This window comes from Secundilactobacillus odoratitofui DSM 19909 = JCM 15043, from assembly GCF_001434895.1.
In the GTDB taxonomy this organism is placed as follows: domain Bacteria; phylum Bacillota; class Bacilli; order Lactobacillales; family Lactobacillaceae; genus Secundilactobacillus; species Secundilactobacillus odoratitofui.
Window position 1 is genome coordinate 76,162 of the sequence record NZ_AZEE01000010.1, and the last position, 26,952, is coordinate 103,113.

The window sequence follows — 26,952 nt, forward strand, 5'->3', positions numbered from 1 at the left end:
AGCCTACCACTTGCTTCAAACAGCCGCAATCTTGAAGATTGAGATCATTTCAAATTAAAAACAGATTGATCCTCGCAACATATTGCGGGTATCAATCTGTTCAGTACGATTGGTGAGTCACAAAACGCTCACGATTAATCGATGAAATTAAAGTTCAACCTTTTGAATCCAGCCTTCAGGTGCCTCTACGTCACCAAATTGGATACCAGTTAAGGTATCATAGAGCTTTTGAGTCACAGGACCAACTTCGGTTTCGCTGTAGAACACGTGTAAGTTATCTTGATATTCAATGCCACCGATTGGTGCAATAACAGCAGCAGTTCCCATTGCGCCAGCCTCAGTGAATCGATCAAGGTTATCGATAAAGACGTCGCCTTGAACTGGCTTCATGCCCAAATTGTGTTCTGCAAGGTACAACAAAGAGTATTTGGTAATACTTGGCAGAATTGAATCGGACTTTGGTGTCACGAATTCATTATCCTTGGTGATACCAAAGAAGTTAGCTGAACCAGCCTCTTCAATCTTAGTATGGGTTGCTGGGTCAAGGTAAATAACGTCTGAGTAACCTGCTTTGTGGGCTTCATCACCTGGTAATAAACTACCACCATAGTTACCGCCGACTTTACTTTGACCAGTACCATGAGGAGCCGCACGGTCGTAATATGAGGTCGTAAAGTTAGTTGGTGTCACACCGCCCTTGTAGTATGCACCAACGGGCATTGCGAAGATGGTAAAGATGTATTCTTGGGCTGGATGAACACCGATATTACCACCAACACCAATCATTAATGGTCGTAGGTAAAGTGTCCCACCAGTGCCATATGGTGGCACGTAATCAGCATTCGCTTTAACAACGGCCTTAACGGCTTCCACAAATTTGTCTTCTGGAAATGCCGGCATTAATAATCGTTCACAACTTTTGTGCATCCGGGCTGCGTTACGATCTGGCCGGAAAAGTTGAATGTCACCATCTTTAGTACGATAAGCCTTTAAGCCTTCAAAGTCAGCCTGACCATAGTGCAATGCAGTTGACCCTTCACTAATATGTAAAGTACCATCTTCAGTTAAACCGCCTTCGTCCCACTTACCATCTTGATAATGGGCTAAGAATCGGTATGGCAAATCCATATAGTTGAATCCTAAGTTTTGCCAGTCAATTTCTGATGCTGCAGGTGCTTTTGCCAAAAAAACCACTCCTTTTAATATGTAATTCTCATTTTAAAATCAGTGAAAACAAATATTCCTCATTGATTTTTAATAAATTGTAAGCTCTATCGGATTGGTTGTCAAGCAACCTCTAAAACGAATATCAAACATTTTTCTAATTGTATCCGGTTTCATAAAGGGTTTAAGCTGACGACGGTGAGAATATTTGCTACAATGAGCTTTGCATTTGAAAGAAAAGAGGGTAATGTTGTGGCCAGTAATTCAGATTCAATATATAACGTACTCACCTATGTCAAACGCCACCCAGATCGTGTCGTCTTCAAACCGCGCGAATATGCGAATGTCGTGACAATTGGCATTCCAGATCAAGTCAAAGTTGCCAACCCCGAAATTTATTTTCCAAGCGACCGCCTGAGCGTCAATTTAATGACTGATTCGTTTGTTGGCGAATATGGTGACTTGCTCAATCACTTTTATGAATTAACCAAACAATCCAAGCCCGACTATCACAATGTTTGGATCACAACCAGTCACCTTAATCAGCAAGCACTGTACCTTTTAGACCTGTCCTTTGAATGATGTTCCAATAAACACTGCTTTATCATATCCTAACTCAATCAAGTGGCCTCCCGATTTTTTCAACAAATCGGGGGCCATTTTTTGAAATTTGTTTCCAGCTACGGGCACAAGATAATGTCCATGTCCATCTGAGCCAATCAGTGGGCATAGAAAAAACGCCTGCATATAAATGCAGACGTTTCATGATTGGGTATACTGGGCTCGAACCAGTAAATTACGGATTCAGAGTCCGCTGCCTTACCAATTTGGCGAATACCCAATAAGCTACCTGACAAGTTAACATTCTAGCGTTTTTTAAAATTGTTGTCAACGATAAATCGAGGAATGCCAGCAAAATTTGAATATTGACCTAACAAGAACGAATATTCTACCAGATAAGTTGACATTTCAGCCATTTTCGTGTAAATTTATATATTGTGTTAAGCAATTGAATAGCTTTCATTTTATAACCTTGCCCGCTGGTCAAATTGGTTAAGACGTCGCCCTCTCAAGGCGGAGTTACGGGTTCGATCCCCGTGCGGGTGATTCATTAGCTTTGTTCGATAAATAAGAAAACTCAAAATGCTGTGTTTTAGGCGTTTTGAGTTTTTTATTTTTTTGGAGGTTATTTCATATGATTTTTACTTGGGGCATTATCATCATTTTAGCGCTGGGACTAATTTCGGGCTACCGCAGCGGGTTTGTGACCGTTGTGATGTCCCTATTAGCCTACATCATTGCCTGGCTGCTTGCGACTGTTTTTAGTCAAAAATTGGCCGAAATCCTGTTTAGCACCTTCACTTCAGTCAACACATCAACTGTGGCCATGCCACGAATGCTAACCGGAACCGTTTTTTTCGTTCTCTTTAGTGTCTGTTACACACTGGTCCGTCACGTTGGCCGCGATTTAAACCTAATCACGCGACTGCCACTGATTCACTCAGTTAACGCCCTCTTAGGTGCAGCCACGAGCTTCATCGTCAGATACCTCTTAATTTTCTTAATTTTAAACATCTTACTGTTATTTCCTAGTCAATGGGTCCAACAACAATACCAGGTCTCTTCCATCGCTCAGAGTATCGTGAAGAAGACCCCGGTAATGTCTAAACAGTTAATGAAACAATGGCAGGCCCAACAGGTTAAATAAACTTTAAACCTGTTAACTGAATGAACTATCACAATCCAAAACGGGTACACTACATGTAATATAACATTACTGGAGGTCTGTCGATGCTGTCACTGATTGTTTTAGGACTAATTGCATTCTTTGGTTTTCGACTCTTTTTTGGCTTGTTTGGCTGGTTATTCCGAATTATCGGTATTTTGATTATTGGCGGACTGGTTTTTGCGTTTGCTTCTTCATTCATCGGTATTTTTTTAGTGGTTGCCGTCGTCCTATTCGGCAGTTGGTTTTTCACGGGATTTACCAATAGCTAACGATCCGTCAATTTGACTTAATGATATTTTAAAAAGGCACTGAAATCAGTTGATTTCAGTGCCTTTTATGTGTAACTTCAGTTTAAAGCCGTTCGTTTAATTCTTTACCAAGTTCTTCAAAACCAGGCTTACCTAACAAGGCAAACATGTTGGTTTTATAGGCTTCAACACCTGGTTGGTTGAATGGGTTGATCCCATTCAAGTAACCAGAAATTGAAACAGCGATTTCAAAGAAGTAAATCAAGTAACCGAGTGTGTAAGCTGACTGATCAGGAATGTGAACACTCATGTTAGGGACGTTTCCATCGGTATGCGCTAGAGTCACACCTTGGAAGGCCTTCGTGTTAGCGAAGTGCATGGTCTCACCTTCAAGATACTGAAGACCATCCAAGTTCTCAGCTTCCTTAGGAATGTCAACATCATGGTTAGGCTTATCAATGAAAATAACAGTTTCCATTAAGTTCCGTAACCCCTCTTGAATATATTGACCTAAGGAGTGTAAATCAGTTGAGAAATTAGCTGATGAAGGGTAAATCCCTTTTTCGTTTTTACCTTCAGATTCACCCATTAGTTGCTTCCACCATTCTGCAAAGTATTGCAGATTTGGTTCGTAGTTCTCTAATAACTCAGTTGTATAGCCCTTACGGTATAAAATATTACGATAAGCAGCATACTGGTACGCTTCGTTCTTGGTCAAATCAGGATCAGTATAGGCGTCCATCGCATCAGCCGCACCAGACATTAATTGATCAATGTCAGCACCTGAAGCAGCAATTGGTAATAAACCAACAGCGGTCAATACCGAGTAACGACCACCAACACCATCTGGAATGACAAAGGTTTCGTAACCCGCTGCATCAGCTTCTTGCTTCAATGCGCCACGCTTTTTATCAGTTGTGGCGTAGATACGAGCCTTGGCGCCCGCTTCACCGTACTTCTTAACCAATAATTGTTTGAAGATCCGAAAGGCAATCGATGGTTCAGTGGTGGTCCCGGACTTCGAAATCACGTTGACAGAAAAATCACGGTCGCCGATTAATTTAATTAAATCGGTGACGTATGATGGACTGATTGAGTTCCCAGCAAACAAAATCTGTGGGAATTCACGTTGGTCATCTGGTAAGTAGTTAAAGAATGTTTCATGTAAGAAATCAACGGCCATCTTGGCACCCAAGTATGAACCACCGATTCCAATCACAACGAGTACCTTAGAATCTGACTGAATTTGCTTTGCTGCTGCCTTAATTCGAGCAAATTCTTCCTTGTCATAGTCCTTTGGTAAGGCTAACCAATCCCGGAAATCGCTCCCGGCACCGGTTCCCTTTCTTAATTCTTCGTCTGCTGCATTTACTAACGCTTGCATCTCACCTAATTCATTGTCGTGGACAAACTTATCAAGTTTTGAAGCGTCGAAGGAAATGTGTGCCATTTAACTTACCTCACTTTTTTTAAGATCATCTACATTATACCCGATTTTCACCCAAAAATGAATGGACTATACCAAATTATTTTAATAATCCTAAAATGACACTACCGGCAATAACTAAAATAGAACCGATGGTGATGTACACCATCTCACGACGAGTTTTGTGTTCACCTAACAATAAGATACTACCGAAAGTTGAGATAATGATCCCGCTTTGAGCTAATGAGTAACTGATGGCCAAACCAACGGCTGGAATCGACATGAACATGAAGAAGTTACCAACACCCCAAACAAGACCAGTCCCAATGTTTTTCACCATTGGTGTCCCAAACGGATGGTTGCGCGCAGCAAAAAGCAAGGCACCAATTACCATCCCAATTGATTGAGGGAATAAAACGGCTTTAGAATCAACACCAGAAGCATTCACAATCACCGTGTAAAGTGTGTAGCCGATGGTTGAGAAGATCAACGCACGAACACCGGCACTCATGTTATAGCTTGTCCGGCCAACACTGCCACTCTTGTCACGTAATGACGTGAAAACAATCCCAGCAATCAAAATGATCATGGCTAAACTACCCAAAAAGAGCATCTTACTAGTGGTCCACTCGTGAAACAAAAAGACACCGGCCAACGTACTGCAGATAAGCTGCAAGCCCGTTGAAACTGGCACTGTGACTGAAATACCAACTGCCTTCATTGATTGAAATTGTTGGAATTGACCCACTGACCAAAAAAGACCTGACGCAATTCCGACCATCCAAACGAGGCTGGTCAATTGAGGATGGAAATAGACAACACTGAAGATACCAAATAACAAAGCACCAACAGTCATCCCGAGGGTTTGTTGATATGATGTTCCACCTAATTTACCACTAATTAATCCGATACTCCCCCAACAAATTGCGGGGATCAATGCCATAAGCACAACCATGAAATTCACTCCGTTCTCTCTTACACGCTTTAATATTTTTTGAAAGCGCTTTTATTATCTTTCATCTTTTATAGTTTACTAGAAAACGACCGAAAAAAAAAGGATTATTTAAAAAATCCTTTTTTTCTAAATATTTTTTTAAGGTGGTGCTCACTACTGAGCGGCTGGTTCATCTGGAAAAATAATGGTAAAGGTAGTTCCCTTACCGGTTTTGCTGGTCACCTCAATCTTACCATTGTGAAGTAATACGAGTTGATGCACAATCGCCAGGCCTAAGCCTGATTCACCATACTTGGTGTTGGTTCTGGAAGGATCCGCCTTGTAAAACCGCTCCCAGATGTTGGCAAGCTGTTCCTTGGTCATGCCAATCCCAGTATCAACGACCTTGAAGATTGTTTCGCGATACCCACGTTCAACCAGAATATTAATTTCACCCTCATCAGTAAATTGAATTGCATTTTGAGTGATATTAAACATGATCTGAACAAATCGATCGTAGTCCGCATAAACTTCGATGGTGGGTGCCCCCGAAACCTTTAGTACATCGTGTGAGGCTTCGGCTTTTTGATGGAGCTGTTCGGCAATGCGCTGCAAAGTTTCTAGTGCATTAAACCGCTGCTTCGTCAACGTAATCTGATTGTTGCGAATTTTTTCGTAGTCCAAATTTTCGTTAACTAAGCGTATCAATCGGTTGGTTTCGTTACGCATCAAGTCGATACTTTGTGCCTTACTCTCTTCTGGAATGGCGTCATAAGCCAGGCCTTCAAGCAAGCCGTTGATGGTCGTCAATGGCGTTCTCATTTCATGAGCCGCATCCGCCATGAACGCACGTCGCCGTTCCTCTTGTCGTTGAATCTCGGCTTTTGATTCCTGCAAAGACAATGCCATATTATTGAAGTCATTAATCAAATCATCAATTTCGTCACGATTTTTGCTGGTTAATTGCACATCATAATTACCACTGGCCACTTGGTTCGTCGCTTTTCGCAAGCGATTGATCCGCAACGTTAGGTAACGGGAGATAAAGTAGGCTAACAGCAATGCAACCACACTAGCAACCAATAAGGCCTTAGTAAGGTTAGCGTTGATCTTGGCAATATTAGAATTAATGTTAGAAATAAAGGCCCCCACTTTAACGACTGCCACTAAATGCTTTTGGTTATTCTTATCCGTGTAAAAATAAGGTTTTAACACGTCTGTCATGGCCGGTTCTGCTTGCCCGGAAGTGGTTTTAAGCTGTGAGTCCGATACCTTTTGCACGATTTTACCCGCGCGTAATTTTTGCCAATCACTTTTGCTAATTTTTGAAGTATAAACATTATCTGGAAAAATGGCCGTATTTTCGCGATTATAAATCGTAAAGTGGACGGATTGGTTGCGCAACAGTACTTCACTATTCAGCAGCGACTCCGAGTCAAACGTCACCTTATCAGGATTGGTTGAAGATACCCGGATGGATTGTTCTACCAAACTATTGGCGTACTTTTCCAGACTCGCCCACGTATTTTGGTAGACGTATTCCTTGGTCATGCTGCTAAATGACAATCCCAGTAGCAACAAAACGGAGGCAATTACCGCCAAAAAAGCTAATAATTGCTGGTAAACCAGTCTCATGATTTACCAACTCCCGTATCGTCGAATTTGTAGCCAACCCCCCAAACGGTCTGAATAATTTGTGGGCCAACCTTTTCAATTTTTTGCCGCAATTTTTTAATGTGGGCGTCAACAGTCCGTTCATCACCGTAGTATTCATAATCCCACACCAACTGTAATAATTGCTCACGTGAAAACACCTGACGAGGCTTTTGTGCTAAAGTTTTCAACAAATCGAATTCCTTGGGTGTTAGATCCATGATTTGTTTTTCGTTTAGATAAGCCTCCCGAGTTTTACTGTTTAACTTAAACTTACCAGTGTCAATGTCAAACCGATCTTCTTCCTTGACCACCGGAGCCACCATTGGTTCATGATCCGTGATTTTACCACCGATCTTAGCCCGCCGATCCAAAGCCTTAATTCTTGCAATCAGCGTGATAGGACTGAACGGCTTGGTTACATAATCATCCGCGCCCATTTCCAAGCCAAGAACCTGATCACTTTCTGAATCTCGCGCAGTCAGCATAATAATCGGCACAGTCGGCGACGATTTTCGAATCTCAGCACTCACCTGCATGCCATCCATACCAGGTAAGTTTAAATCCAAGGTGATCATATCCCAAGTGTCAGGACTTTCGTTAAACATTTTAACCGCCCCAATGCCATCGTAGGCAAAGTGGGCATCCCAAGCCTCTTTTTTAAAAAACATCTGCATCATTTCAGAAACGGATTTATTATCTTCAATCATCAAAAGTTTCATTATTTGCCCCCGTTAGCTGACCTGAACCAATCGCTCAGGTCCTCTTTTCCAGAATTATAATCTGACTTGTGTGCACTCTATACCAACACTGGTTATACAAGTCAGTCCATCTCATTATTACCATTAGTTTATCCGACTACCATTATACTCGAACCCCTATTGTGGTGTAAAACCTAGATTTATTTTTTGATCTCACGGCTTCCACATCGCAACGGCCTTAACTGTGCTACAATCAACTCAGATTAGAAATGAGAAAGGTGTTTTTCAAATGGTTAAAGCAATTGTATTCTTTGATTTAGATGGCACACTCTTAAACGCTCAAACCAAGTTGGATGAGGAAGTCATCGCAGCAGTTCAACAGCTCAAAGCCAATGATATCTTGCCAGTGATCGCCACTGGTCGCAATATTTTTGAAATACGCACCGTTATTCAACAGACTCAAATCGATACGTTAGTTTCTGCTAACGGATCATACGTCGTTGCGAATGGTAAACCCGTTCATACGGCCGCGCTCTCAAAAGACGTTATAGGGCGTTTAACGAAACTAATTGCGGACAATCACGACGCCTACGCAGTCTTAAACCAAAACGCCGACCGCATCAATCAGATGACTGATACGGTTAAAAAAACTTACCACTATATTAATAGCCCGATACCGATTATTGATCCAACGTTTTGGCATCTCTATCCGGTTCATATGATGCTTATTTTAACAACACCAGAACACGATGCCTTATACCAACGGGCATTCAAAGGTGAGTTGGCCTTTTATCGTCAAACACCTTATAGTATTGACGTTGTTGCGCCAGACAGTTCCAAGCAGGCTGGCATTCAACACTTATTGGCTCTCGCCGATTACCAAAATATACCAACTTATGCCTTTGGCGATGGGAACAATGACTTACCAATGTTTCAAACCGTGGATCACGCAATTGCCATGGCAAACGGCCTGGATACCGTTAAACAGGCGGCTGAATTCGTCACGACGGCCAATACTGACCATGGTATCGTTAATGGGTTAAAACACTACCATTTAATTTGATGCTATTACGAATACAAAAGCGGCTGTAATCAAAATGATTACAGCCGCTTTTGTATGATTTAATGGAGTCGGCGGGAGTCGAACCCGCGTCCAAGCATATTGCCATCCAAACCTCTACGCTTATAGCCAGACAATTTAAATTTCGCCGATCAATTCGCCGCCTGTCAGGGCCAAACATGATCAACTAACCTGATTAGTCTCTTCAGTAAACTTCAGATGGGAATTTACTGCGTAAGCCCACTTAATTTAAGACCCGTATCTGACCCATGGGCGAAGTCAGGCGGATCCTTACTTAGCGCTTATTAGGCAGCTAATGCAAGAGATTTTGAACTGTTATTTGCAGTTAAAAATTTAGGTGAGACTTTTTACGTAGATTCTCGCTACGAAACGCAGCCTGAATTCAACCTATACCTGTCGAATCCATAACGACCCCAAAAACTACAGCTTCTAGTTTAGCATATTCAAGATAACTTAGAAAGCCAAACGCTGTAGTAAAAACACTAATACTCAGTGATAGCCTCATCTTCTGATAATTCTAGCCAAAGTGTGATTGCCAATGGATTAAAGTTTGACCACGATGACATGTTTTGATACGCCCGTTCTAATAAGGTACTCTTTTTACGCTTTTTAAGTTCGTCAAACACGCTCAGAGCAAAACCATTTTCTTCTAAATCCGAAATGACCGTTGGTAAATGGTGCTGCCATTCATCAATTAAGTCTTGAAAAATTAACAACTTACGGGCATTTTTTATGGTGAAGTCAACCCCTTGTTCGTGTAACTCTTTGACATAATCTTGATACTCCTGCATAACTGCATCCCGAGCTTCTGCCCATTGCTGTGTGTTATACGTTGGTAATTTTGACATGATATCCCTTCTTACCAAAAAAATGTGAAACAAACCTTACTGTTACTTGAATAAGGTCCTGAAAGCTCGCTACGTCATTGTAAAATTGCACCTATGACTCAGAGTAATAATTTTTATCGACTTTGTCAACAAAACTTCGTCAATTGTCTAACTCACGATACTGCAAGTTATGCTTTCTGGTTAAATAACACGACGATTACAATCAAATGACTGGTCGTACACAGTTTAATTACAAATTACGAGAGTCGGTTGTTTAACGAGCCCACACATGCTATTTTGGGAGATATAAGTTATAGGAGGCAATTATGACCAATTCATCATCTTCACGTATCACACGTCTAACAATGATGCTTGCGACCCTTGCACTAGGGCTGCTATGTATCATGTCGTTTAACCAAACCACAGCATCAGCTGCTAGCTACAGCGTCGTCAGCAGCACAACCGTTTCAAAAACGGCCTATCACCGCGCATCTTCAAAAGGAGCCGTTTATAACCTTGCGCACACCAAAAAGTTAGCGAAACTTAGTAGCTACCCCAACACCACTTGGTATGTCACGAAACGTGTCGTTCTAAAGCACGGTTCAACGAAGGCCATCTACTACGCCGTCAAAAATGGTGCTGGTACCGTTTCTGGCTACATTTGGCATAGTTACTTAACCAAGGGTAAGACACCCTTTGGCTTAAAGTACGCCAAAGCAGCGGTGGCATTGGATGCTTCAACCGATAAAGTTCTTTGGTCCAAGTCAGCAAATACCCCGCGCGCCATTGCTAGTGTTTCAAAGCTCATGACACTCTACTTAGTTGAACAAAAAGTGGCTGGCAATTCTGCTACTTGGAATTCCAAAGTTAACACGTCTTATTCAGGACTAAAAACAATGGGCGCTTCCAGTGTTTATGGTGGTTTCAAATTTACCAAAAACAGTTACACTGTTAAGCAACTTTACCAAGCTGCCCTGATTGATTCTTCAAATAACGCTGCCACTGCGCTTGGTCAATGGGTTGCGGGTGGTTCAACGCCATCTTACAATACCAAGTTCATTAAATTAATGAATGCCCAAGCCAAGAAATGGCAGCTCGATAACGCTAGCTTCGTTTCAGCATCCGGAATTGAGCAGTCGGCCCTTCGTGGATATGGTTACGCCGTCAGTGGTGGCAACGCTAACTTAGTCTCAGCCAAGGATGTCGCCTTGATTGCAAAACATCTCATCACCGACTATCCTTCAGTACTGACCGATAGCAGTAAGCCAACGTTGACTGTCGCTGGTCAAAGTTGTTACAACTACAACAATTTGTTACCTGGTCGTAAATACTATCAATCTTCACTTAAGGTTGATGGCTTAAAAACCGGTTATACCGACCTTGCAGGATATTGCTTCGTTGGTACCGGTCAAAAGACTGGTCATCATCGCTTAATCACCGTTGTTCTGCATGACGAAGATGAATTTACAGAAACTCGCTCACTGATGAATCACGTTTATGCGCTAAATTTAATCTAGTTGAATTTATCACTAAAGAAAATAACCGATTAAAGTTGCCTGACTGGCTGACTTTAATCGGTTATTTTCTTTAGTGACAGCGAATAGAAAAAAAGTCTCACTAACCAAATTTGTGTTTTGTCCGCCTAACCGTAAAAATTCTGCTAAACTAAAAAGATACTGCTAAAAGGAGTGTTCACAGTGAAACGTTTTCTTGCCGTCTTTGGGTTCGGCTTCATCGGCAGTGCCATTCGCCTTGGTATGACCCAGATTTCGCCATCTCATCATTATTTTACGCTGATATTGATCAACATCACCGGATCATTTTTACTGGCAGTTATTACTAACGCGCTGCCAATTGTGATGCCAATTCCAAGTGAACTTCTAACGGGACTGACTGTTGGCCTTATTGGTAGTTTTACGACATTTTCAACTTTTTGCCTTGATGCCGTTCAACTCGGTCAGTCTAGTCCGTTTTGGGCGTTATGCTACTGTCTACTCAGTGTTAGTCTTGGTTTGTCTGCTGCCTATCTTGGCGTCAAGCTGAGTCACCGGTTAATCAGGAGGCACCAGCAATGACAATCACGACTGCCCTTTTGATTTGTTTGTTCGGTGCGGTTGGTGCTTGCCTCCGATTTGGTCTCACACAAGTAACCAACCGACTTCTTCCTGACGTTAAAATACCAGTCGCAACCTTATTCATTAACTGGATTGGTGCAAGTGCCCTTGGCTTGCTTGCTGGCCACTACTCTTCAACTAGTTTGTCCTGGTTGCTTAGTAGTGGTCTGCTCGGAGGCTTCACAACCTTTTCAACCTTTACGAACGAAACGATCATTTTATTTAAAACCCGAACTCATCTTGCAATTCGATATCTGTGTCTTTCTGTAATTGGTGGCATTGGCCTAGCCGCACTCTGTTACTGGCTAGCCTGAGAGGTGGTCTAAATGAAACAAGTCATCGTCGAAATTTTCGTGTTGTTATTAACAATTTTGCTATTCCTAATTGGAATGACTCAATTCAACCAGCCATCCAAATCAAAATCACACCAAAATTTAATTATTCATCAAAATGTATATACTGAAGATTTCCGAGAAAAGAATACAAGGTATATCAGTACCTAAACCGGTTACAGTGAATAGTCTGCGTATGAATATCAAAAAAATCGTATTTTTTAGTCGCTTTTTTGAGTATAACTGTGTATAATAATGACATTCTCAAATCAAGGAAGTGTTAAAAATGAAAGAACAATTATTAGCCACACCTCAAACTCACTTTGACTACGATCATACCCGACCACTTACAACTAAAGACATCCTAATCCTTGATCCCGCAGAACGCAGCTACGTTCAAGCCCATGCATACGGCGTCGACCTTAAATCAAATCAATTTGTCTAATTACATTAAAAATATCTGCCACAAAAAGCCCCTGATGATTGTCATCAGGGGCTTTTTAAATCACTGTATCTCAAATTATGCCGTCTTAGTCAGCTTCCGGATCATCCAAGTCGCGCTCAATATCAATGCCATATAACTGATTGACCGCAGCATCCTTAGGTGCTTGATGCACGACCAAAATTGTCGTTGCCCCTTTGCTGCTGACGTACCCAGCAAAGGTGGTCACTTCTTCAACCACGTATGCTAGGCCATCGGAGTGGATCATATATTGACCCGCAACCGGCATCGTTTCAAAATAAACCTTATTCATTCGAATATAGTCGTCGCCATCATGCAAAACCACCATTGCCTTGAACAAATCAATCTCTCCCTCCATCAACAACATGACGCTTTGTCTTTATTAAACCACGCATGTCTAACTTCTCGCAAGTCCTGGACTGAATTTGACAATGGAAACATGAGGCACAAAAAAACGCATGGTTACCATCCCGTAGCAAACCATGCGCTTAACTTTAACGACGACATATTAATGATTGTTGAATTAACGCAATGTGGTACGTTATGCCACACAACACTACGGACGTGATGAGTGATGATTATCGAGCTGTACCCCAAACAGCTCATCATAGGATTGTACCATCGACCGGAAATGCTTGATGGTTTCGGCATCAATTCGTTCACTAGACTGAATCAACTGGTTAACTAGCCCAGTCTGTACAACTGGATGCCCAGAAAAGTTAATCACGTTCATACTTCTTCCTCCAAAGTCCTTGAACACAACAAATCACTTGACAACGATTTCATTATAGCTCACTTTTCAATATTAGTCTAGCTATTTTATGTGCAGATGCACTAATTTTTAAAATTGTTCACAAATTCAAACAATCGGTAATACCACGTGTGATATAGTCCGAGATAAGCTTGATTTGGCAAACAACCTAAATTTGAATTTGTTATAATATTCCTTAATTGGTATAGTTTATCAATCAACGTTGCACTTTTGAGACGAATCAACTACACTAGTTTCAAAAAGGAGCACGATCAGATGACTAATGACAAACACTATCTCCATAAATATGAAACCGAAGCAATTAATCGGGATGGCCTGAAGGGCGTCGCTTTCGTTCCCAACGGTTTAACCGTTGCCGTCAGTGATCCACTCAACGATGAACCGGGCGCTAATCCTGAACAACTACTTGGACTTTCACTCAGCACGTGTATGGCAGCCACGTTAGAAGCAATTGAAAAAGAGAACGGTCTGCCTCACTTGGCGGAGGTTCGCGTACATGTCAGCATGGTTAAAGGTACGGAAGGCCTTGAATTTCTAGTAACTGCTAAAATTGCAATTCCACATATTACGCATAGTCAGGCTGTTGATTTTGTACGTCAAGCCGAGAAACGATGCCCGGTTTCAAAATTACTCAGCAACAGCGGTAATTATACGATTGAAGTGGTTGACCAATTTAATGACTAACTGCACCAAAAAGCATCATTTGAACCCGGATATCCCCGTCGCTCAAACGATGCTTTTATTTTCAATTCATTATTTTTTTTCGTTAATTCGACCGTTATTTTCAAGTTTAGCAGCATCACTGAACTCCCGAATAAATTCCAGTAAGGAGACTGCTTTATCTTCCCCAAAAATATCGATCCAACTACCAAATCGGTCGGTCGCAACTCTAGCCAAAATTTCTTCAATTTGACGGCCTCGTGGTGTCAAATGTAGATATTGACGTCGATGATCTTTTTCGTCACGTTGCTGATAGATATAATCTAACTTCAGCAACACCTTGATCTGACGTGAAATGGCACTTCGCGTCACACCACGAGTATCCGCAATTCGAGCAAGGGTTACATTGGTCTTTTGGGCAATGTCATGCAAGATAAGATACTGCTCAAACGACAAGTTGTACTTCATCGCTGGTTCAGAGACGAACGAATCCAGATACTTCAGCGATTTGATGTAGACATCGATGTATTCATCAAGCAATTGCGATCGTTTCATATATATTCCCCTAACTTATAACTTTTCTCTTAAGATTCTATCATCGAATCAATAGAATTACTACATCAATGATATAAGACATCCCGTTTAATCGCAACCCAAAAGAGAGTAAAATTAAGTTGGGAGCAACAGAGAATACAGGAGGCGAGGCATATCAATTTTATTCAACGACTTCACCGAATTGAATTAGGAAATTTAACAAAATTCATCTCGGTATGTGACCAATTATCTTTAAATTATTTTCTCATTGGTGGTTCACTGTTAGGCGCTGTTCGTCATAAGGGATTTATTCCTTGGGATGATGATATGGACATCGGGATGACCAGAAATGACTACGAACAATTTGCAAAATACGCGCCAGCACTATTACGTGGTGATCACTACTTTTTACAAACGGCTTATTCAGACTCAAACTACGGTTTTAGCTACATGAAATTATTGGATCGACATACTTACATCGAAGAAAAGGGAAACGTCAACGATGCGCGTAAAGGTGTATTTATTGATATCTTTCCGTTCGATCAGATACCAGACGACCCCGCTTTACGCCGTAGTCAAATGACAGACTTCAAGCTCCTGGATAGTTGGATCATCCTGAAAGCCGGCTACAGCCTTATTGAGACACCGTTGCGGCACTTCAAAGCCGATCCAACGCCCGCAAAGTTAGCGAATTTGAACGACCTCAAACAACAGCGTGAACAGGTCATGCGTCAGTACGAACAAGAACACTTTACGAACCTCAAAAACCTTGCATCACAGTATGCGTATGACCGGGAAATCTTGACTACCAAAGAATCTACAGACTTGATCCAGGTGCCTTTTGAAGCCAGTATTCAGGTCAAGATCCCGGCAAATTATGATGCCATTTTAACCCGAATGTATGGCGATTATATGACCCTACCGCCTGAACACCAACAGACTGAAAAACACATCAGCCGGCTTATCATGGATAACCAAGTATTTCAACAATGACGTTACGGAGGCGATAATATGGCAACTCATTACTTTGGGACCATGATCATCACAGTTCAAGGACTAGAACTACTCATCGTAGATTTGAAAACGCTCAAACCAATCGAACGCGTCCACAAAGAACTGCCAGTTGGTGATGATTTGTATCAACATCAACCCATTCACTTTGATTTAGTCAATCAGATGACATCAGCCCTTCGTGGCTTTTTGCAAATTCTAAATGATTACCAAATCTCGGACTACCAACTTTGGGGCAGTGAAGCACTTTCACGCGCACTTAACGCTGATTTTATTTCGGATCAGGTCTTTTTACGAACTGGCATTAAATTAAACTGGTTATCAATCAGTGAAGAGACCTACTACCGAAATCAAGCGGTTTTAGTTGATTTGCAAGAGGCTAAAAATAGCCCTGAATCTGACTTGATTTATTTAATTGGAATTAATTCTGGTAACACCACGATTACGCAATTTAATCAACTTTCATTTGTTTACTCATCTCATTATTCATTGGGACCAGTACGAATTGCCGAAGATTTACAAAGTTTAAGGCAAAGTGCCCCCAATTCCGTTGAAGTGCTCCGCGACTATATTGATAGTAAATTAGCCGATTACTCGCAGCTGCAACCCCAAGAAGCAGTTAGCGGACCAAGCGAGATTATCTTACTCGGCTCAATGCCTTTAAGCCATCTAACGTTAGAAAATGAACACCGAAATACCCTATCCGCCTCAGAATTCGACACCCTGTTTGACCGAGTGGTGGACGCTTCAGACCAATTTTTAATGGACCAATACAACGTTAAAGAGGCTGAAATTCCACTACTTTTGCCCGAACTATTACTCTTACGTAAGTTGATGCGTTTAACTTCAGCTAAAGCGCTTCACTTTTCACACAATACCGTGTTGGACGGACTCGCAACGAACGCATCCGTTAAGGCTGGCTATAGCAAGTATGATTTCTCAATCCAAACTGTTACAGCCGCTGAAACCATGGCTAACCATTACAAGGTCGAGCCAATCCATCAGCGACTCGTCACCAAATTCGCACTGCATCTTTTTGATCAATTGAAGCCAATTCATCAATTGTCTAATCGTGACCGTCTCTTACTTCAAGTGGCCGCAATTCTGCATGATGTCGGCGCCTACGTTGATACTCACGAACATTATCTGCATTCTGATTACATTATTCAACATACGAGTATCATCGGTTTATCCGTCCACGAACGTCAATTGATTGCTGCTATTACGCGATATCATAGTACGACCACCCCAAGTGAAGACCTGAGTCACTTCCGCAAGCTTGATACAGCTGAACGACTACTGGTTGCAAAATTGGCCGCTATTTTAAGGTTAGCTGACGCCTTAGATGATGATCGCCAACAAAAAATTCAGCGAATCTCAGTCTCGACTAAACCTCATGAACTCGTGATCACAGTTTTCAGTAATGATAATTTATCATTTGAAAACTGGGAATTTTCCTTCAAGAGTCAGTTCTTTAAGGAAACCTTTGGCCTTAACCCGAGACTTAAACAAAGGAGTGTGACTTCAAAATGAGTGATAAACGAAACTATAACGATCCCAATTACTTTACGAACCGGGAACTGAGCTGGATTGATTTTAACGACCGGGTTCTAGAAGAATCACGTGATAAAGCCAATCCCCTTTTGGAGCGTTTAAAGTTCTTGAGTATCACACAAAGTAACTTGGATGAATTCTTCATGGTGCGGGTGGCTTCGTTAGCAAAACTCGCAGCGGTTAATTATCCGAAGCCCGACGCCTCTGGTATGACAGCCGAACAGCAACTCCACGCAGTAAACGATCGCGCACATGACATGTTGATCAAACAGTATACCACGCTTAATCGGTCATTGATTCCCGCTATCGACCAGGTGAATATTCACCTGAAATCACGCGCTGATTTGACACCCGGTCAGTTTCAGTTTATTAAGGGATACTTTCACGACGAACTTTACCCCGTATTAACACCTATGGCAGATGATAGTTCACGGCCATTCCCATTTATTGCCAACGACACACTAAATCTCGCTATTCAACTTACACCGGTCGAGGGCAGTGGCCACCTGTACGCAACCTTGCAAATTCCGGATGTATTTCCACGAGTGGTGCGTCTTCCTGAAGAAGACAACGCCTTTATCTTGCTGGAAGAAATCATTAAGAGCTTTGTTGGTCAATTGTTTATTAACTATCAAGTCAAAGAGAGCGTCGTCTTCCGTGTTATTCGGGATATGGACTTAGATGTGGCAGAAGAAGATACTTCAAACTTACTCAAAGACGTTCAACAACAGCTCAAACTTCGTGAACATGGGAGTGTCATTCGGTTAGAAGTTGAAAACACCATCAGTAAGAAACTGCTCAAACGCCTCAACAAGGAACTAAATACACCCGACTTTGCCGTTTATGAAACTAACGGACCGGTAGACCTCACCTTTTTAAGTAAGTTAACCAGCCAAGTCATTAATCATGATGATTTAAAGTACCCTAAGTTTTCAGCCTATCAGCCAAGCGAACTTGACCATAATCACGATATTTTTGCGGCCATTCGTGACCACGATTGGTTGATGCAGCATCCCTACGATAAATTCGACCCAGTTGTTGAATTCATTCGTCAGGCGGCAACTGATCCGGATACATTAGCTATCAAGATGACCCTTTACCGTGTGTCTGGTGACTCACCCATCATTCGATACCTGGGTCGCGCAGCTCAAAACGGTAAACAAGTAACCGTTTTAGTTGAAGTCAAAGCCCGATTTGATGAACAAAATAACGTTCACTGGGCCAAACAACTGGAAAAAATGGGCTGCCACGTGATTTATGGGCTGATTGGACTTAAGACCCACAGCAAACTGTCACTGGTTGTCAGACGAGAACAAGGTGGTATCAGACGCTACATGCACATGGGTACCGGTAATTACAACGACGTCACGGCCCATTTCTATACCGACATGGGATTATTTACCGTAAATAACGATATGGGGATTGACGCGACGAATATCTTTAACATGCTGTCAGGTTACTCTAAGCCCCCCTATTTCCATCAATTACACATTAGTCCCAATGGTATCCGTGATTTCATTTACGACAAACTTGATCAAGCGATTGAATTAGCCAAAAAGGGCAAGCCTGTGCTGATTAAAATGAAAATGAACTCATTATCCGATCAAAAAATGATTGCACACCTCTACAAGGCGTCACACGCAGGTGTTAAAATTCGGCTGATCATTCGGGGAATTTGTTGCTTAAAGGTGGGTATTCCAGGCATCAGCGATAATATCACCGTTCACTCAATCGTTGGTCGATTTTTGGAGCACAGTCGAATTTATACGTTTGATTTTGATGGCCACCGCAGTATCTACCTATCCAGTGCAGATTTAATGACCCGAAACTTGAATCGTCGGGTTGAGCTCTTGTTCCCAATCCTTCAACCGGACTTAGTTGAACGCGTTGATCGCATTTATGATACGATGTGGGAAGACAATGTTAAGACCCGCGTACTACAGGCTGATAATACGTTTAAACATGTCGACCGTCGGGGCCTAACACCACTTGAGGCCCAGGCAGCCTTCGCTGAAGCAGCAACCTTGCATGGCCAACGGGATCAAGCCGAAGCTGAAGCCAAGACACCAACTGAATTTCAACCGATGTTAAGCCCTCAAAATCAGCCAAATCCACTAAACTATGATGATGGGAGTGAGACTGACTAATGGAAAATTTTGCCGTAATTGACCTAGGTTCTAACTCGGCCCGAATGACCATTACTCAAATTGACAATGATGGCACTTACTCGACCGTAACCCAAATGAAAGAATATGTTCGTTTATCTGAAAACATGGGACCGGAAAAAGTCCTGCAACCCGAAGCCATTGAACGCACGCTCAAAGCGTTGCAGTCCTTTAAAGACGTCTACTCCAAGCTTGAAAATGTCCATCTCAAAGCCGTAGCAACCGCCGCCACCAGGCAAGCAACTAACCAGAAAAAGTTCTTGAAGCAAGTTGAAAATCTGCTTGGTATCAAACTTGAAGTCTTACCTGGGACCATGGAAGCCTACTATGACTATTTGGGTGTCAGCGAAACGCTACCTGCAACGAATGCGGTTATTTTGGATACGGGTGGTGCCAGTTCAGAGATTATTTTGGTCCAGAATGGTGCAATGAGTCATCTCATCAGTATTCCAATTGGCAGTGTCAATTTGACCCAGTCATACTTACCAGACGATGTGATTCCAGCTGCCGACTTATTCAAAGCCATGACATTTGTTAATGACGTCTATAACAATATCTGGTGGTTGCGAAACGGCCTCAACCTCCCCGTTATTGGGTTAGGTGGCAGTAATCGGACAATGGCCAAAATCAATCGTCGGTTTAATAACCTGCTAGATTTTGAAAATGTGCACGGCTACCGGTTAAGTCGTCACTCCGTCGATGATACCTTTGCCCGCATCGTGGCAAACGATTTGGCTGCCCGTAAAGCAATTCCCGGGCTTAGCAAAGACCGCGCCGATATTATTGTTGGTGGGTTGATTCCACTGACCTTACTTATGCGTTACTTGGATTCAGACCACATCACATTCTCCAATAGTGGCCTGCGTGAAGGCATCTTGTTTGAACATTTAAAAGAACAACGTATTCAAAACGTCCATGCTAAATCGAATCTTTCATTTGATGACTAACCAATTTAAACAATTGGGACATCAGAACCAACTACAAATCAGCAGTTAGTCGTGTCAGCTAACCGACAACTCAAAAACACCAAGTAACCGGTAATGGTTGCTTGGTGTTTTTGATTAACTTATGTACATGCATCTGACTGCCCCGGCTGGGATCGAACCAGCGACCTCTTGATTAACAGTCAATTATTCTACCGCTGAACTACGGGGCAATGTGAATGACTCACATGAAAAAAGTAACAAAATAGTCATGTAACTGCCCCGGCTGGGATCGAACCAGCGACCTCTTGATTAACAGTCAATTATTCTACCGCTGAACTACGGGGCAATCAAAACATCATGTAATATTTATACCATAATATTCGTTGACTTGCAAATACTTTCTTAAGAATTGAAAACGAGTCGATTGGTTTTCATTAACCAATATGGTTTTCCTTCAAAATCATGTCCACTTCATGCTGAATTTTGGCTGGCTTTTCCCACTCATCGAAGTGATCCATCTGTTCAGTCGGCATCTCATAATTCGTATTAACGTAGTTTTCATAGGCCTCTACGTGAGGAGAATGTGGAATATTCAGTTGTAAGATTCGAACTTGTTTAATATAACCGCGTTCGGCTGCCAACTCAGCCCGACCGTTTTGGACCATGTTGCTGATCTCCATATATTTGGTCCCGTCCAACCGGGTAATCTCTTCAATTAGTGTTAACACTTCATGACTCTTCACGTTTTCACACTCCCATTTTCAATCAAAACCTCAACTCAGCTATTGTAGCACAGTCCATGATTTCCTGACAAAAATAAGTGTCAAGCAATGCAGTGTCTGATTTTGATTTACATCGGTCACACGACTTGCACTGTTCTCAGATCAGCAATCAGCCGCTCACTTAGTATCACCGCACAAAAAAGCCACTATCCAAGATAGTGGCGGCATAAGAGAGAAAGAGAATTGATTAGAAGGTAATTATTCATACCTTACAAGAAATACTATAACGTATAATGTAAGCGCTGTCAACATCTAATCAAATAATTTCATTCTTATTCATTTTTAACTAATAAAAGCGACCCCATTACGAAGTAATGAAGTCGCTATACATCTAATGCATCACCATTAAATGAGAGATGTCCCTATTCGTCGCATTGACTCATAGGTGGTAAATAAATGGTTAATTAAAGAATAACACTTAAAATTAGAAGTGTCCACATTTTATAATCAAAAACTCATTTTAGGTTATTTATTTAAACTACCGGTTTTATCAACGTGAGACGTCGGTTGTACTAAACTCGTTGGATCACTCAACACTTCAGTCAATGAGTGACCAGAGATATTTACCCAACAAACCATCACGAAGGCAAGCAGGACAACCCAGGTCAGAATCCGACTCCGTAAGGACATTTTTTCACTGATGACCGAACCATAAAAGTCCTTTTTTACTTTAGCAGCAACATTTTTCTCATCGGGCGATTGTTTCTGACGCTCTTCAACCACTGAAGCTTGATAAGCATCAATGTCAAACGCTTTTTGAGCTTCCTTCATTTTTCGTTGAAACTGCTTTTTTTGTTTTTTATCAAGGCCTTTGAACCACTTCACGAATGCCCGATAATCTTTGACGATTGGCGCCGTTTCGCCAACTTCTTTCAAAGTACCATAGTGAATCCACGCAACTCGATCACAGAGCATTTCGATTTGTTTAAGCGAATGGCTCACGAAGATAATCGTTTTACCTTCGGCCTTGAACTCAGAAATTTTATCCACACATTTTTGATAGAAGGTATCGTCACCAACCGAAAGGGCTTCATCGATGATCAAAATGTCAGGATTAACGTGAACCGCGATGGAGAAGCCCAATCGTGACTTCATCCCACTTGAGTAGCTCTTAACTGGCTGGTATAGGAAATCACCAATATCCGCAAAGCTGACAATATCATCCATTAGCTGATCGATTTCTTCATTCGTCAAGCCTTGCATCAGTGCCTTCAAACGGATATTTTCCAAACCACTTAAATTGCCTCGTAAACCGGCACCAATCGCAATAATTGAAGTGTCTCCTCGAACATCCACTACCCCAGTCGTTTGTGGGATAATGCCGGAAATGATATTTGATAACGTTGATTTACCAGAACCATTAACGCCAATCAAGCCAAGGGTTTCACCGGGCTTAATGTCTAGTGAAATGCCCATTAACGACCAGAAATGTGGTACTGGTTTTTGGTTGATTGCAAAGAAGGCCCTTAATTTTTCGGACTGTGTTTTGAATAAATCATATTCCTTCGTGACATTTTGAACCTTGATTTTATAATCAGTTGCCATTTTAAATTCTTCCTAACATCTTATTTCATATCTGAGTTAAAACCACGCAGGTCATTATATCAAAAAATTGTGAATGACACGACCCCATTGTGGTGAACTAGTTGATCTTCAACCCTAGAAGATCAGTGATTTGAACCCAACCGGTGGCCGAACCACTTCTGATTTGGTACCAAATCGTCTGCTTTTGTGTCAAGATACCACGTGATAACACTTTGACCTTTTGATTTGCTAACTGTGCGGTTTTCACATATTTGGCCTTTGCGTTGGCTGTTGGGATGCTCTTGTAGAACCGAATCGTTCCCGGTTTGATGGTTGCTGAGCCAGAGTAAGCCGTGTAACTCACACCCGGTGTTAATTTCGTACTGGTATCAGCATCCGTGCTACTTGCCGTCGACCGATCAAAGCGGTCGTGTAAATCATACTGGGCAATAATCTTATTCAGTTTATTGGCGTAATCGGTATCCGTCGCGTAATTTTGCGCGACAATCGCCGTTGCAGCCATGTATGAACCGGCATTTTCACGCCACGCCCCTTGATACAAGAATGGATTCCAAGTCGTCCCATCGCGCAGGACCTTGGCGTAATCATTCAGTGAAGCTTGAATAGAAGGATAAGCCTTAAACTGAGCCAATGTATTATACATAGAACCGCTTGTATTAGCCTCTGCAGTAGTCATCGAGACATACTGACCGTTGTAATTACCCTTCACACCGAAGTAATTATTCGCTTCGGTAGAGAGTTGACTGGTGCCCCAATCACTCTCTAACGCGGCCTGTGCCATCATGACAGAACCGTAGAGATGGTACTGTCGACTAACTTTCATTACCGGTGTACTCATCTGATTAATAAACGCAGTATGGGTGTCGGCGTGTGCAACTTGAGCTGTCATACCAATCGACAATATCCCAATGAACGTTAATGTAAGTTGTTTCCATAATCTCATCCGGTCTCTCTCCATTCTATTATACTAAGCCGAGACTATTATACCGGTTTTTAATAATTCTACAAGCGCACGGCCGTTAATCAATCAAAAACTTAATCTTTAGTCATCAGTTTCACAAACACCCCCGTTGCAGTGATTATAAAATCACCTGACGGGGGTGTCACAAAGGGTCAACTACCTATCGGCCCACTTCACTAACTTAATTTTGAAATTGCATTTGAATTGACCCAACCCGTAGTGGTGCCAATATGGATTCGATACCAGGTGGTTGTGACGCCGTTTTGAACGTGGGTCGCTTTATTGTCAACAGTCACCGCTTTTGACTTATCGAGAGCCTTGGTCGTTGTCAGTTGCTTGGCGAGATACGATGAATTAAACACGTGATTATAGACCGGATAACTGGTCGTGTTAAGCGTTGCGGTTTTCTTGACGCTCGCATAACTCGTCTTTGGAATACTCAAGGTTTTAGAATAAACCCAGTATTTTTTTGCAGTGGTCTGTTTGCTAAACCGAACCCGGTACCAGTTCGTTGCAGTAGCAGACTTGCGTGCGCGACCATCGATCCAAACCGGACGACCAGTCCAGCCCCCGACTTTGGCCCAACTATACTTAGTTGTCTTATAAGCGCTACCCTTCACGTGGTTATAAATCGCATAATGACGATATTTACTACCAAGCGTGGCAGTCTGACCATCGGCACCTGTGTAGTACGTGATTTTATTGGATTTAGTCGTTGACGTTGTCGGCTTAGTCGTTGTCGTTGGCTTGGTGGTCGTCGAAGTCGCCGACGATGAGGACGCAGCGGATGAAGTATTCGTTGCTGAATCCAGCGAATCAAAATGATATGTGCTGATTAAATTAATTAAAGACGCACCATACGTTGGCGCAGTGGCATAAGTACCAGTCAATGCATTGGCTGCATCCTGATACGTAGCCGCGTTTTCTCGCCAAGTGCCTGAATAGTAACTCGGGTTCCAAGCCGTCCCGTTTCGTAACAATTGTGCGTTGTCCGTCATGGAAGCTGCTATACTTGGATATTTTTTAAAATTCGCCTGTGTGTAGTACAGTTGCCCATTCGAATTATATTCAGCAGTCGTCATTGAAACTGACGCCCCATTATAACTGCCTTTGATGCCAAAATAATTATTAGCGGAAGTTGATAATTGACTAGTCCCCCAACCACTTTCCAACGCCGCTTGTGCCATCATCACGGATGGGTACAATTTATACTGATTGGCGACGCTTTGAACTGGTGACGACATTGTACTGATAAACTGCGTCGTCGTAGCACTCGCGTCAACCTTGGTCGCTTGCCCATTTGACAGGCCACACGCTACAAGGCCAACCGTTGCTAGCCCTAGTATCCAGTTTTTTCGCATGCGTGATAATCCCCCTCAAGTCCTATGAATTTACTTTCATTATAGAGAGAAACGGCCAGCGCTTCAACGACAAAAGCATTACATTTTCATTCGAGACAAACCCGCTGGCAGTATCAGGTGAATTGGTAAAAAAAGAAGAACGGCTCAACCGCTCTTCCTCTCATGCCTTAAATCATGTCATTTGGCGTTATTTGGTTAATTGACTTGCTGCAGCTTCATCAATAATCACTGTGACTTGCTCATGATTTTGAAGGAAGCTGGCTGGAACATCGGTCGTAACAGGCCCCTCAATCATTGCCTTGACCGCAGCCGCTTTTTCAGCGCCATATGCTTCAAGTAAGATGTGCTTGCTGGTCATGATTGATGCAATGCCCATTGAATAAGCGTAACGTGGCACTTCATCTTCATTGTCGAAGAAACGAGCGTTGGCCTTGATCGTCGATTCAGTTAACTTCACTTTATGCGTGCCTACTGCTGGATCAGTACCTGGTTCGTTAAACCCAATATGACCATTTTGGCCAAGTCCTAAAATTTGTAGGTCAATTGGATTATCCGCAATAATTTGATCATAGCGTGCCATTTCGGCTTCAGCATCGTCATTTAGCCCATCTGGCACAAACGATTGTGCGAATGGTTTTTGATCAAACAGGTGCTTTTGCATAAAGTAATGGTAACTTTGTGGATGATCTGGCGCTAAGCCAACGTATTCGTCTAAGTTAACAGACGTCATTTGGCTAAAATCAAGATCACTCTTCGTTAAGGCTTCATAAGTCGTCACTGGTGTGCTCCCAGTTGCCAAGCCAAAGACTTTGGCACCATTTTGGTAGGCAGTTTGAAATACCTGAAACCCTTTTTGACCGCCTTGTTCACGATCCTTCACGACAATCACATTCATTTTTGCTTTAGTAGACTCTGACATGCTTCGCCACTCCCTTTGTTGGTATAGTCCAATAATAATCTATCTAGACCAATATTGCAAGTGAACGACTCGATTTCTTTAATATTTTGACCGCCGTTGTGAATGTTGCCGATCACCGCGCTTGTTAGCAGCAAGGGTGTTTTGCTGTGTCTTAAATTTTTCCCAGGTCGCATCCCGCTTTTCAGCGGCCCGTTTATTTTCAGTTCGTTTCTTAGTAAATTTCATGTTTTAATTGCCTTCTTTCTCGAGCGATTCTATCACCAATTGACAAATGCGTCTAACGATTTGTTCAATCTCCGGCCTTATGCTGGCTGATGGGTTGCGCTATAATAGGACTAATTTTACGATTGGAGGTCCGTCATGTATCATTTTACCAGTCAATCTCTCACAGCGTCACAGCGTTATAAACTCATTTCGGGTAGTCTTGTTCCAAGACCGATTGCCTGGGTGACAACCCTTAACAAGGACGATGCAACCATCGTGAATGCGGCGCCCTTTAGTTACTTCTCGTCAATGCCAAGCGACACACCCTTACTCAGCTTAGCAATCGGTCGCCAGACTAATTTTGAACCAAAAGATACAGCTGCCAACATACTAGCCCGTGAAGAAGCTGTTGTTCACCTCGTAGATGCTGATTTAGCCCGAGAAATGAACCAAACTGCAGCCACTCTGCCAGCTGACCAAAGTGAAGTGACACAACAACATCTGGCCACTATTCCGAGTCAAACCATCAGTGTGCCTGCCTTAGCACTTCCTAAAATTCGCTTCGAAACGGAGCTGTATCAATACGTGCCGATAACTGATGATCATGGTCGCATCCAGGGTGATTTATTTATCTTAAAAATTACTGATTTTTACTTTAAAGAGGATGTTTTGGATCCGAAACAGTTCCACGTAGACGCTAGGATCTTTAACCCACTGGCACGGCTTGCCGGTCCAACGTATGGCCAAATTGATCATACGTTTAACTTGCAACGGCCAAAATAGTGTCATCATTAATCATTCAAAGCTTTCAAAATGAAATAGTGCCGTATATTCCAGCTCCAAATGGTGCAGGGATATACGGCACTATTATTTGTAAAGTCATTTA

29 protein-coding genes, 4 tRNA genes and 1 other RNA gene are annotated in these 26,952 nt (G+C 42.3%); 15 read left to right on the forward strand and 19 right to left on the reverse strand.

The window, feature by feature from the left end; all coding sequences use genetic code 11:
- Positions 1–147 precede the first annotated feature (147 nt).
- On the reverse strand, positions 148–1,185 hold the full coding sequence (locus FD04_RS01610) for a branched-chain amino acid aminotransferase (protein WP_054701850.1): 1,038 nt from the start codon (positions 1,183–1,185) through the stop codon (positions 148–150).
- Between the two features lie 231 nt (positions 1,186–1,416).
- On the opposite strand from FD04_RS01610, the gene FD04_RS01615 reads away from it, so the two are divergent.
- Positions 1,417–1,746, forward strand: coding sequence for a hypothetical protein (locus FD04_RS01615; RefSeq protein ID WP_054701853.1), 330 nt, complete (start codon positions 1,417–1,419; stop codon positions 1,744–1,746).
- Positions 1,747–1,932: 186 nt separating this feature from the next.
- Here the strand turns inward: FD04_RS01615 and FD04_RS01620 are convergent.
- Positions 1,933–2,005, reverse strand: a tRNA-Gln gene (locus tag FD04_RS01620).
- Positions 2,006–2,198: 193 nt separating this feature from the next.
- On the opposite strand from FD04_RS01620, the gene FD04_RS01625 reads away from it, so the two are divergent.
- The 3 genes from FD04_RS01625 to FD04_RS01635 all read left to right on the forward strand — a co-directional run bounded on the left by FD04_RS01625 (position 2,199) and on the right by FD04_RS01635 (position 3,162).
- Positions 2,199–2,271: transfer RNA gene (locus FD04_RS01625), tRNA-Glu, on the forward strand.
- An 88-nt stretch (positions 2,272–2,359) separates the two neighbouring features.
- The gene (locus tag FD04_RS01630; RefSeq protein WP_056946498.1) at positions 2,360–2,872 is read left to right on the forward strand and encodes a CvpA family protein; all 513 of its coding nucleotides are present in this window, start codon (positions 2,360–2,362) and stop codon (positions 2,870–2,872) included.
- 83 nt (positions 2,873–2,955) lie between these two features.
- Positions 2,956–3,162 (forward strand): hypothetical protein, encoded by a 207-nt coding sequence (locus FD04_RS01635; protein ID WP_056946500.1) that lies wholly within the window; start codon positions 2,956–2,958, stop codon positions 3,160–3,162.
- 82 nt (positions 3,163–3,244) lie between these two features.
- Here the strand turns inward: FD04_RS01635 and FD04_RS01640 are convergent, their stop codons facing one another.
- The 4 genes from FD04_RS01640 to FD04_RS01655 all read right to left on the reverse strand — a co-directional run bounded on the left by FD04_RS01640 (position 3,245) and on the right by FD04_RS01655 (position 7,876).
- Positions 3,245–4,591, reverse strand: coding sequence for a glucose-6-phosphate isomerase (locus FD04_RS01640; protein ID WP_056946502.1), 1,347 nt, complete (start codon positions 4,589–4,591; stop codon positions 3,245–3,247).
- Positions 4,592–4,667: 76 nt separating this feature from the next.
- The gene (locus FD04_RS01645) at positions 4,668–5,522 is read right to left on the reverse strand and encodes a GRP family sugar transporter (protein WP_056946504.1); all 855 of its coding nucleotides are present in this window, start codon (positions 5,520–5,522) and stop codon (positions 4,668–4,670) included.
- A gap of 153 nt (positions 5,523–5,675) precedes the next feature.
- A complete protein-coding gene (locus tag FD04_RS01650; RefSeq protein WP_056946506.1) occupies positions 5,676–7,136 on the reverse strand; it encodes a sensor histidine kinase in 1,461 nt (486 codons plus the stop codon).
- A complete protein-coding gene (locus tag FD04_RS01655; protein ID WP_056946508.1) occupies positions 7,133–7,876 on the reverse strand; it encodes a response regulator transcription factor in 744 nt (247 codons plus the stop codon). The genes FD04_RS01650 and FD04_RS01655 overlap by 4 nt, the downstream gene beginning before the upstream one ends.
- Positions 7,877–8,144: 268 nt before the next feature.
- Here FD04_RS01655 and FD04_RS01660 point away from each other — a divergent pair, with 268 nt between their 5' ends.
- Positions 8,145–8,918 (forward strand): Cof-type HAD-IIB family hydrolase, encoded by a 774-nt coding sequence (locus FD04_RS01660; protein ID WP_056946510.1) that lies wholly within the window; start codon positions 8,145–8,147, stop codon positions 8,916–8,918.
- A gap of 60 nt (positions 8,919–8,978) precedes the next feature.
- Here FD04_RS01660 and ssrA read toward each other — a convergent pair.
- Positions 8,979–9,351, reverse strand: a transfer-messenger RNA (tmRNA) gene (gene ssrA, locus FD04_RS12285).
- A 67-nt stretch (positions 9,352–9,418) separates the two neighbouring features.
- Positions 9,419–9,784 (reverse strand): hypothetical protein, encoded by a 366-nt coding sequence (locus FD04_RS01665; RefSeq protein ID WP_235805625.1) that lies wholly within the window; start codon positions 9,782–9,784, stop codon positions 9,419–9,421.
- A 305-nt stretch (positions 9,785–10,089) separates the two neighbouring features.
- Here FD04_RS01665 and FD04_RS01670 point away from each other — a divergent pair, with 305 nt between their 5' ends.
- The 4 genes from FD04_RS01670 (at position 10,090) to FD04_RS12400 (ending at position 12,654) form a co-directional block, all read left to right on the forward strand.
- A complete protein-coding gene (locus FD04_RS01670) occupies positions 10,090–11,280 on the forward strand; it encodes a serine hydrolase (protein ID WP_054701859.1) in 1,191 nt (396 codons plus the stop codon).
- A 180-nt stretch (positions 11,281–11,460) separates the two neighbouring features.
- Positions 11,461–11,838: a fluoride efflux transporter FluC gene (locus tag FD04_RS01675; protein ID WP_056946512.1), complete on the forward strand. Its 378-nt coding sequence runs from the start codon at positions 11,461–11,463 to the stop codon at positions 11,836–11,838.
- Positions 11,835–12,191 carry a fluoride efflux transporter FluC gene (locus FD04_RS01680; RefSeq protein WP_054701865.1) on the forward strand — a complete coding sequence of 119 codons (357 nt, stop codon included), beginning with the start codon at positions 11,835–11,837 and terminating at the stop codon, positions 12,189–12,191. The genes FD04_RS01675 and FD04_RS01680 overlap by 4 nt, the downstream gene beginning before the upstream one ends.
- 304 nt (positions 12,192–12,495) lie before the next feature.
- Positions 12,496–12,654 carry a hypothetical protein gene (locus FD04_RS12400; protein WP_156660378.1) on the forward strand — a complete coding sequence of 53 codons (159 nt, stop codon included), beginning with the start codon at positions 12,496–12,498 and terminating at the stop codon, positions 12,652–12,654.
- A gap of 85 nt (positions 12,655–12,739) precedes the next feature.
- Here the strand turns inward: FD04_RS12400 and FD04_RS01685 are convergent, their stop codons facing one another.
- Both FD04_RS01685 and FD04_RS12405 read right to left on the reverse strand, forming a co-directional pair.
- Positions 12,740–13,030, reverse strand: coding sequence for a LysR family transcriptional regulator (locus FD04_RS01685; RefSeq protein ID WP_420806510.1), 291 nt, complete (start codon positions 13,028–13,030; stop codon positions 12,740–12,742).
- A gap of 198 nt (positions 13,031–13,228) precedes the next feature.
- The gene (locus FD04_RS12405; protein ID WP_156660379.1) at positions 13,229–13,405 is read right to left on the reverse strand and encodes a hypothetical protein; all 177 of its coding nucleotides are present in this window, start codon (positions 13,403–13,405) and stop codon (positions 13,229–13,231) included.
- A 294-nt stretch (positions 13,406–13,699) separates the two neighbouring features.
- Between FD04_RS12405 and FD04_RS01690 the strand changes: the two genes are divergently transcribed.
- Positions 13,700–14,128, forward strand: coding sequence for an OsmC family protein (locus tag FD04_RS01690; RefSeq protein ID WP_056946514.1), 429 nt, complete (start codon positions 13,700–13,702; stop codon positions 14,126–14,128).
- Positions 14,129–14,197: 69 nt separating this feature from the next.
- Here FD04_RS01690 and FD04_RS01695 read toward each other — a convergent pair whose 3' ends face one another.
- A complete protein-coding gene (locus FD04_RS01695) occupies positions 14,198–14,659 on the reverse strand; it encodes a MarR family winged helix-turn-helix transcriptional regulator (RefSeq protein ID WP_056946516.1) in 462 nt (153 codons plus the stop codon).
- Between the two features lie 153 nt (positions 14,660–14,812).
- Here FD04_RS01695 and FD04_RS01700 point away from each other — a divergent pair, with 153 nt between their 5' ends.
- Genes FD04_RS01700 through FD04_RS01715 form a run of 4 tightly spaced genes read left to right on the forward strand, consistent with a single transcriptional unit; the run spans position 14,813 to position 20,315 of the window.
- Positions 14,813–15,631, forward strand: coding sequence for a LicD family protein (locus FD04_RS01700; protein ID WP_054701871.1), 819 nt, complete (start codon positions 14,813–14,815; stop codon positions 15,629–15,631).
- Between the two features lie 18 nt (positions 15,632–15,649).
- On the forward strand, positions 15,650–17,182 hold the full coding sequence (locus tag FD04_RS01705) for a Ppx/GppA phosphatase family protein (protein ID WP_056946518.1): 1,533 nt from the start codon (positions 15,650–15,652) through the stop codon (positions 17,180–17,182).
- Positions 17,179–19,350, forward strand: coding sequence for an RNA degradosome polyphosphate kinase (locus tag FD04_RS01710; protein WP_056946520.1), 2,172 nt, complete (start codon positions 17,179–17,181; stop codon positions 19,348–19,350). Before FD04_RS01705 ends, FD04_RS01710 begins: the two co-directional genes overlap by 4 nt.
- Complete coding sequence (locus FD04_RS01715) at positions 19,350–20,315, forward strand: Ppx/GppA family phosphatase (RefSeq protein WP_054701874.1); 966 nt, start codon at positions 19,350–19,352, stop codon at positions 20,313–20,315. Before FD04_RS01710 ends, FD04_RS01715 begins: the two co-directional genes overlap by 1 nt.
- Positions 20,316–20,452: 137 nt before the next feature.
- Here FD04_RS01715 and FD04_RS01720 read toward each other — a convergent pair.
- The 8 genes from FD04_RS01720 to FD04_RS12670 all read right to left on the reverse strand — a co-directional run bounded on the left by FD04_RS01720 (position 20,453) and on the right by FD04_RS12670 (position 26,087).
- Positions 20,453–20,524: transfer RNA gene (locus FD04_RS01720), tRNA-Asn, on the reverse strand.
- A gap of 44 nt (positions 20,525–20,568) precedes the next feature.
- Positions 20,569–20,640, reverse strand: a tRNA-Asn gene (locus tag FD04_RS01725).
- 88 nt (positions 20,641–20,728) lie between these two features.
- Complete coding sequence (locus FD04_RS01730) at positions 20,729–21,037, reverse strand: hypothetical protein (protein WP_056946522.1); 309 nt, start codon at positions 21,035–21,037, stop codon at positions 20,729–20,731.
- 504 nt (positions 21,038–21,541) lie between these two features.
- A complete protein-coding gene (locus FD04_RS01735; RefSeq protein ID WP_056946523.1) occupies positions 21,542–22,621 on the reverse strand; it encodes an ABC transporter ATP-binding protein in 1,080 nt (359 codons plus the stop codon).
- Positions 22,622–22,718: 97 nt separating this feature from the next.
- Positions 22,719–23,564 (reverse strand): glucosaminidase domain-containing protein, encoded by an 846-nt coding sequence (locus tag FD04_RS01740; RefSeq protein WP_054701877.1) that lies wholly within the window; start codon positions 23,562–23,564, stop codon positions 22,719–22,721.
- 194 nt (positions 23,565–23,758) lie between these two features.
- Positions 23,759–24,943, reverse strand: a complete 1,185-nt coding sequence (locus FD04_RS01745) for a glycoside hydrolase family 73 protein (RefSeq protein ID WP_054701880.1) — start codon at positions 24,941–24,943, stop codon at positions 23,759–23,761.
- A gap of 187 nt (positions 24,944–25,130) precedes the next feature.
- Complete coding sequence (locus FD04_RS01750) at positions 25,131–25,838, reverse strand: glucosamine-6-phosphate deaminase (protein ID WP_054701920.1); 708 nt, start codon at positions 25,836–25,838, stop codon at positions 25,131–25,133.
- 102 nt (positions 25,839–25,940) lie between these two features.
- Complete coding sequence (locus FD04_RS12670) at positions 25,941–26,087, reverse strand: hypothetical protein (protein ID WP_169790166.1); 147 nt, start codon at positions 26,085–26,087, stop codon at positions 25,941–25,943.
- A 135-nt stretch (positions 26,088–26,222) separates the two neighbouring features.
- Between FD04_RS12670 and FD04_RS01755 the strand changes: the two genes are divergently transcribed.
- Entirely contained in the window at positions 26,223–26,849 is a 627-nt protein-coding gene (locus FD04_RS01755) for a flavin reductase family protein (protein WP_054701882.1), read from the forward strand.
- Positions 26,850–26,952 lie beyond the last annotated feature (103 nt).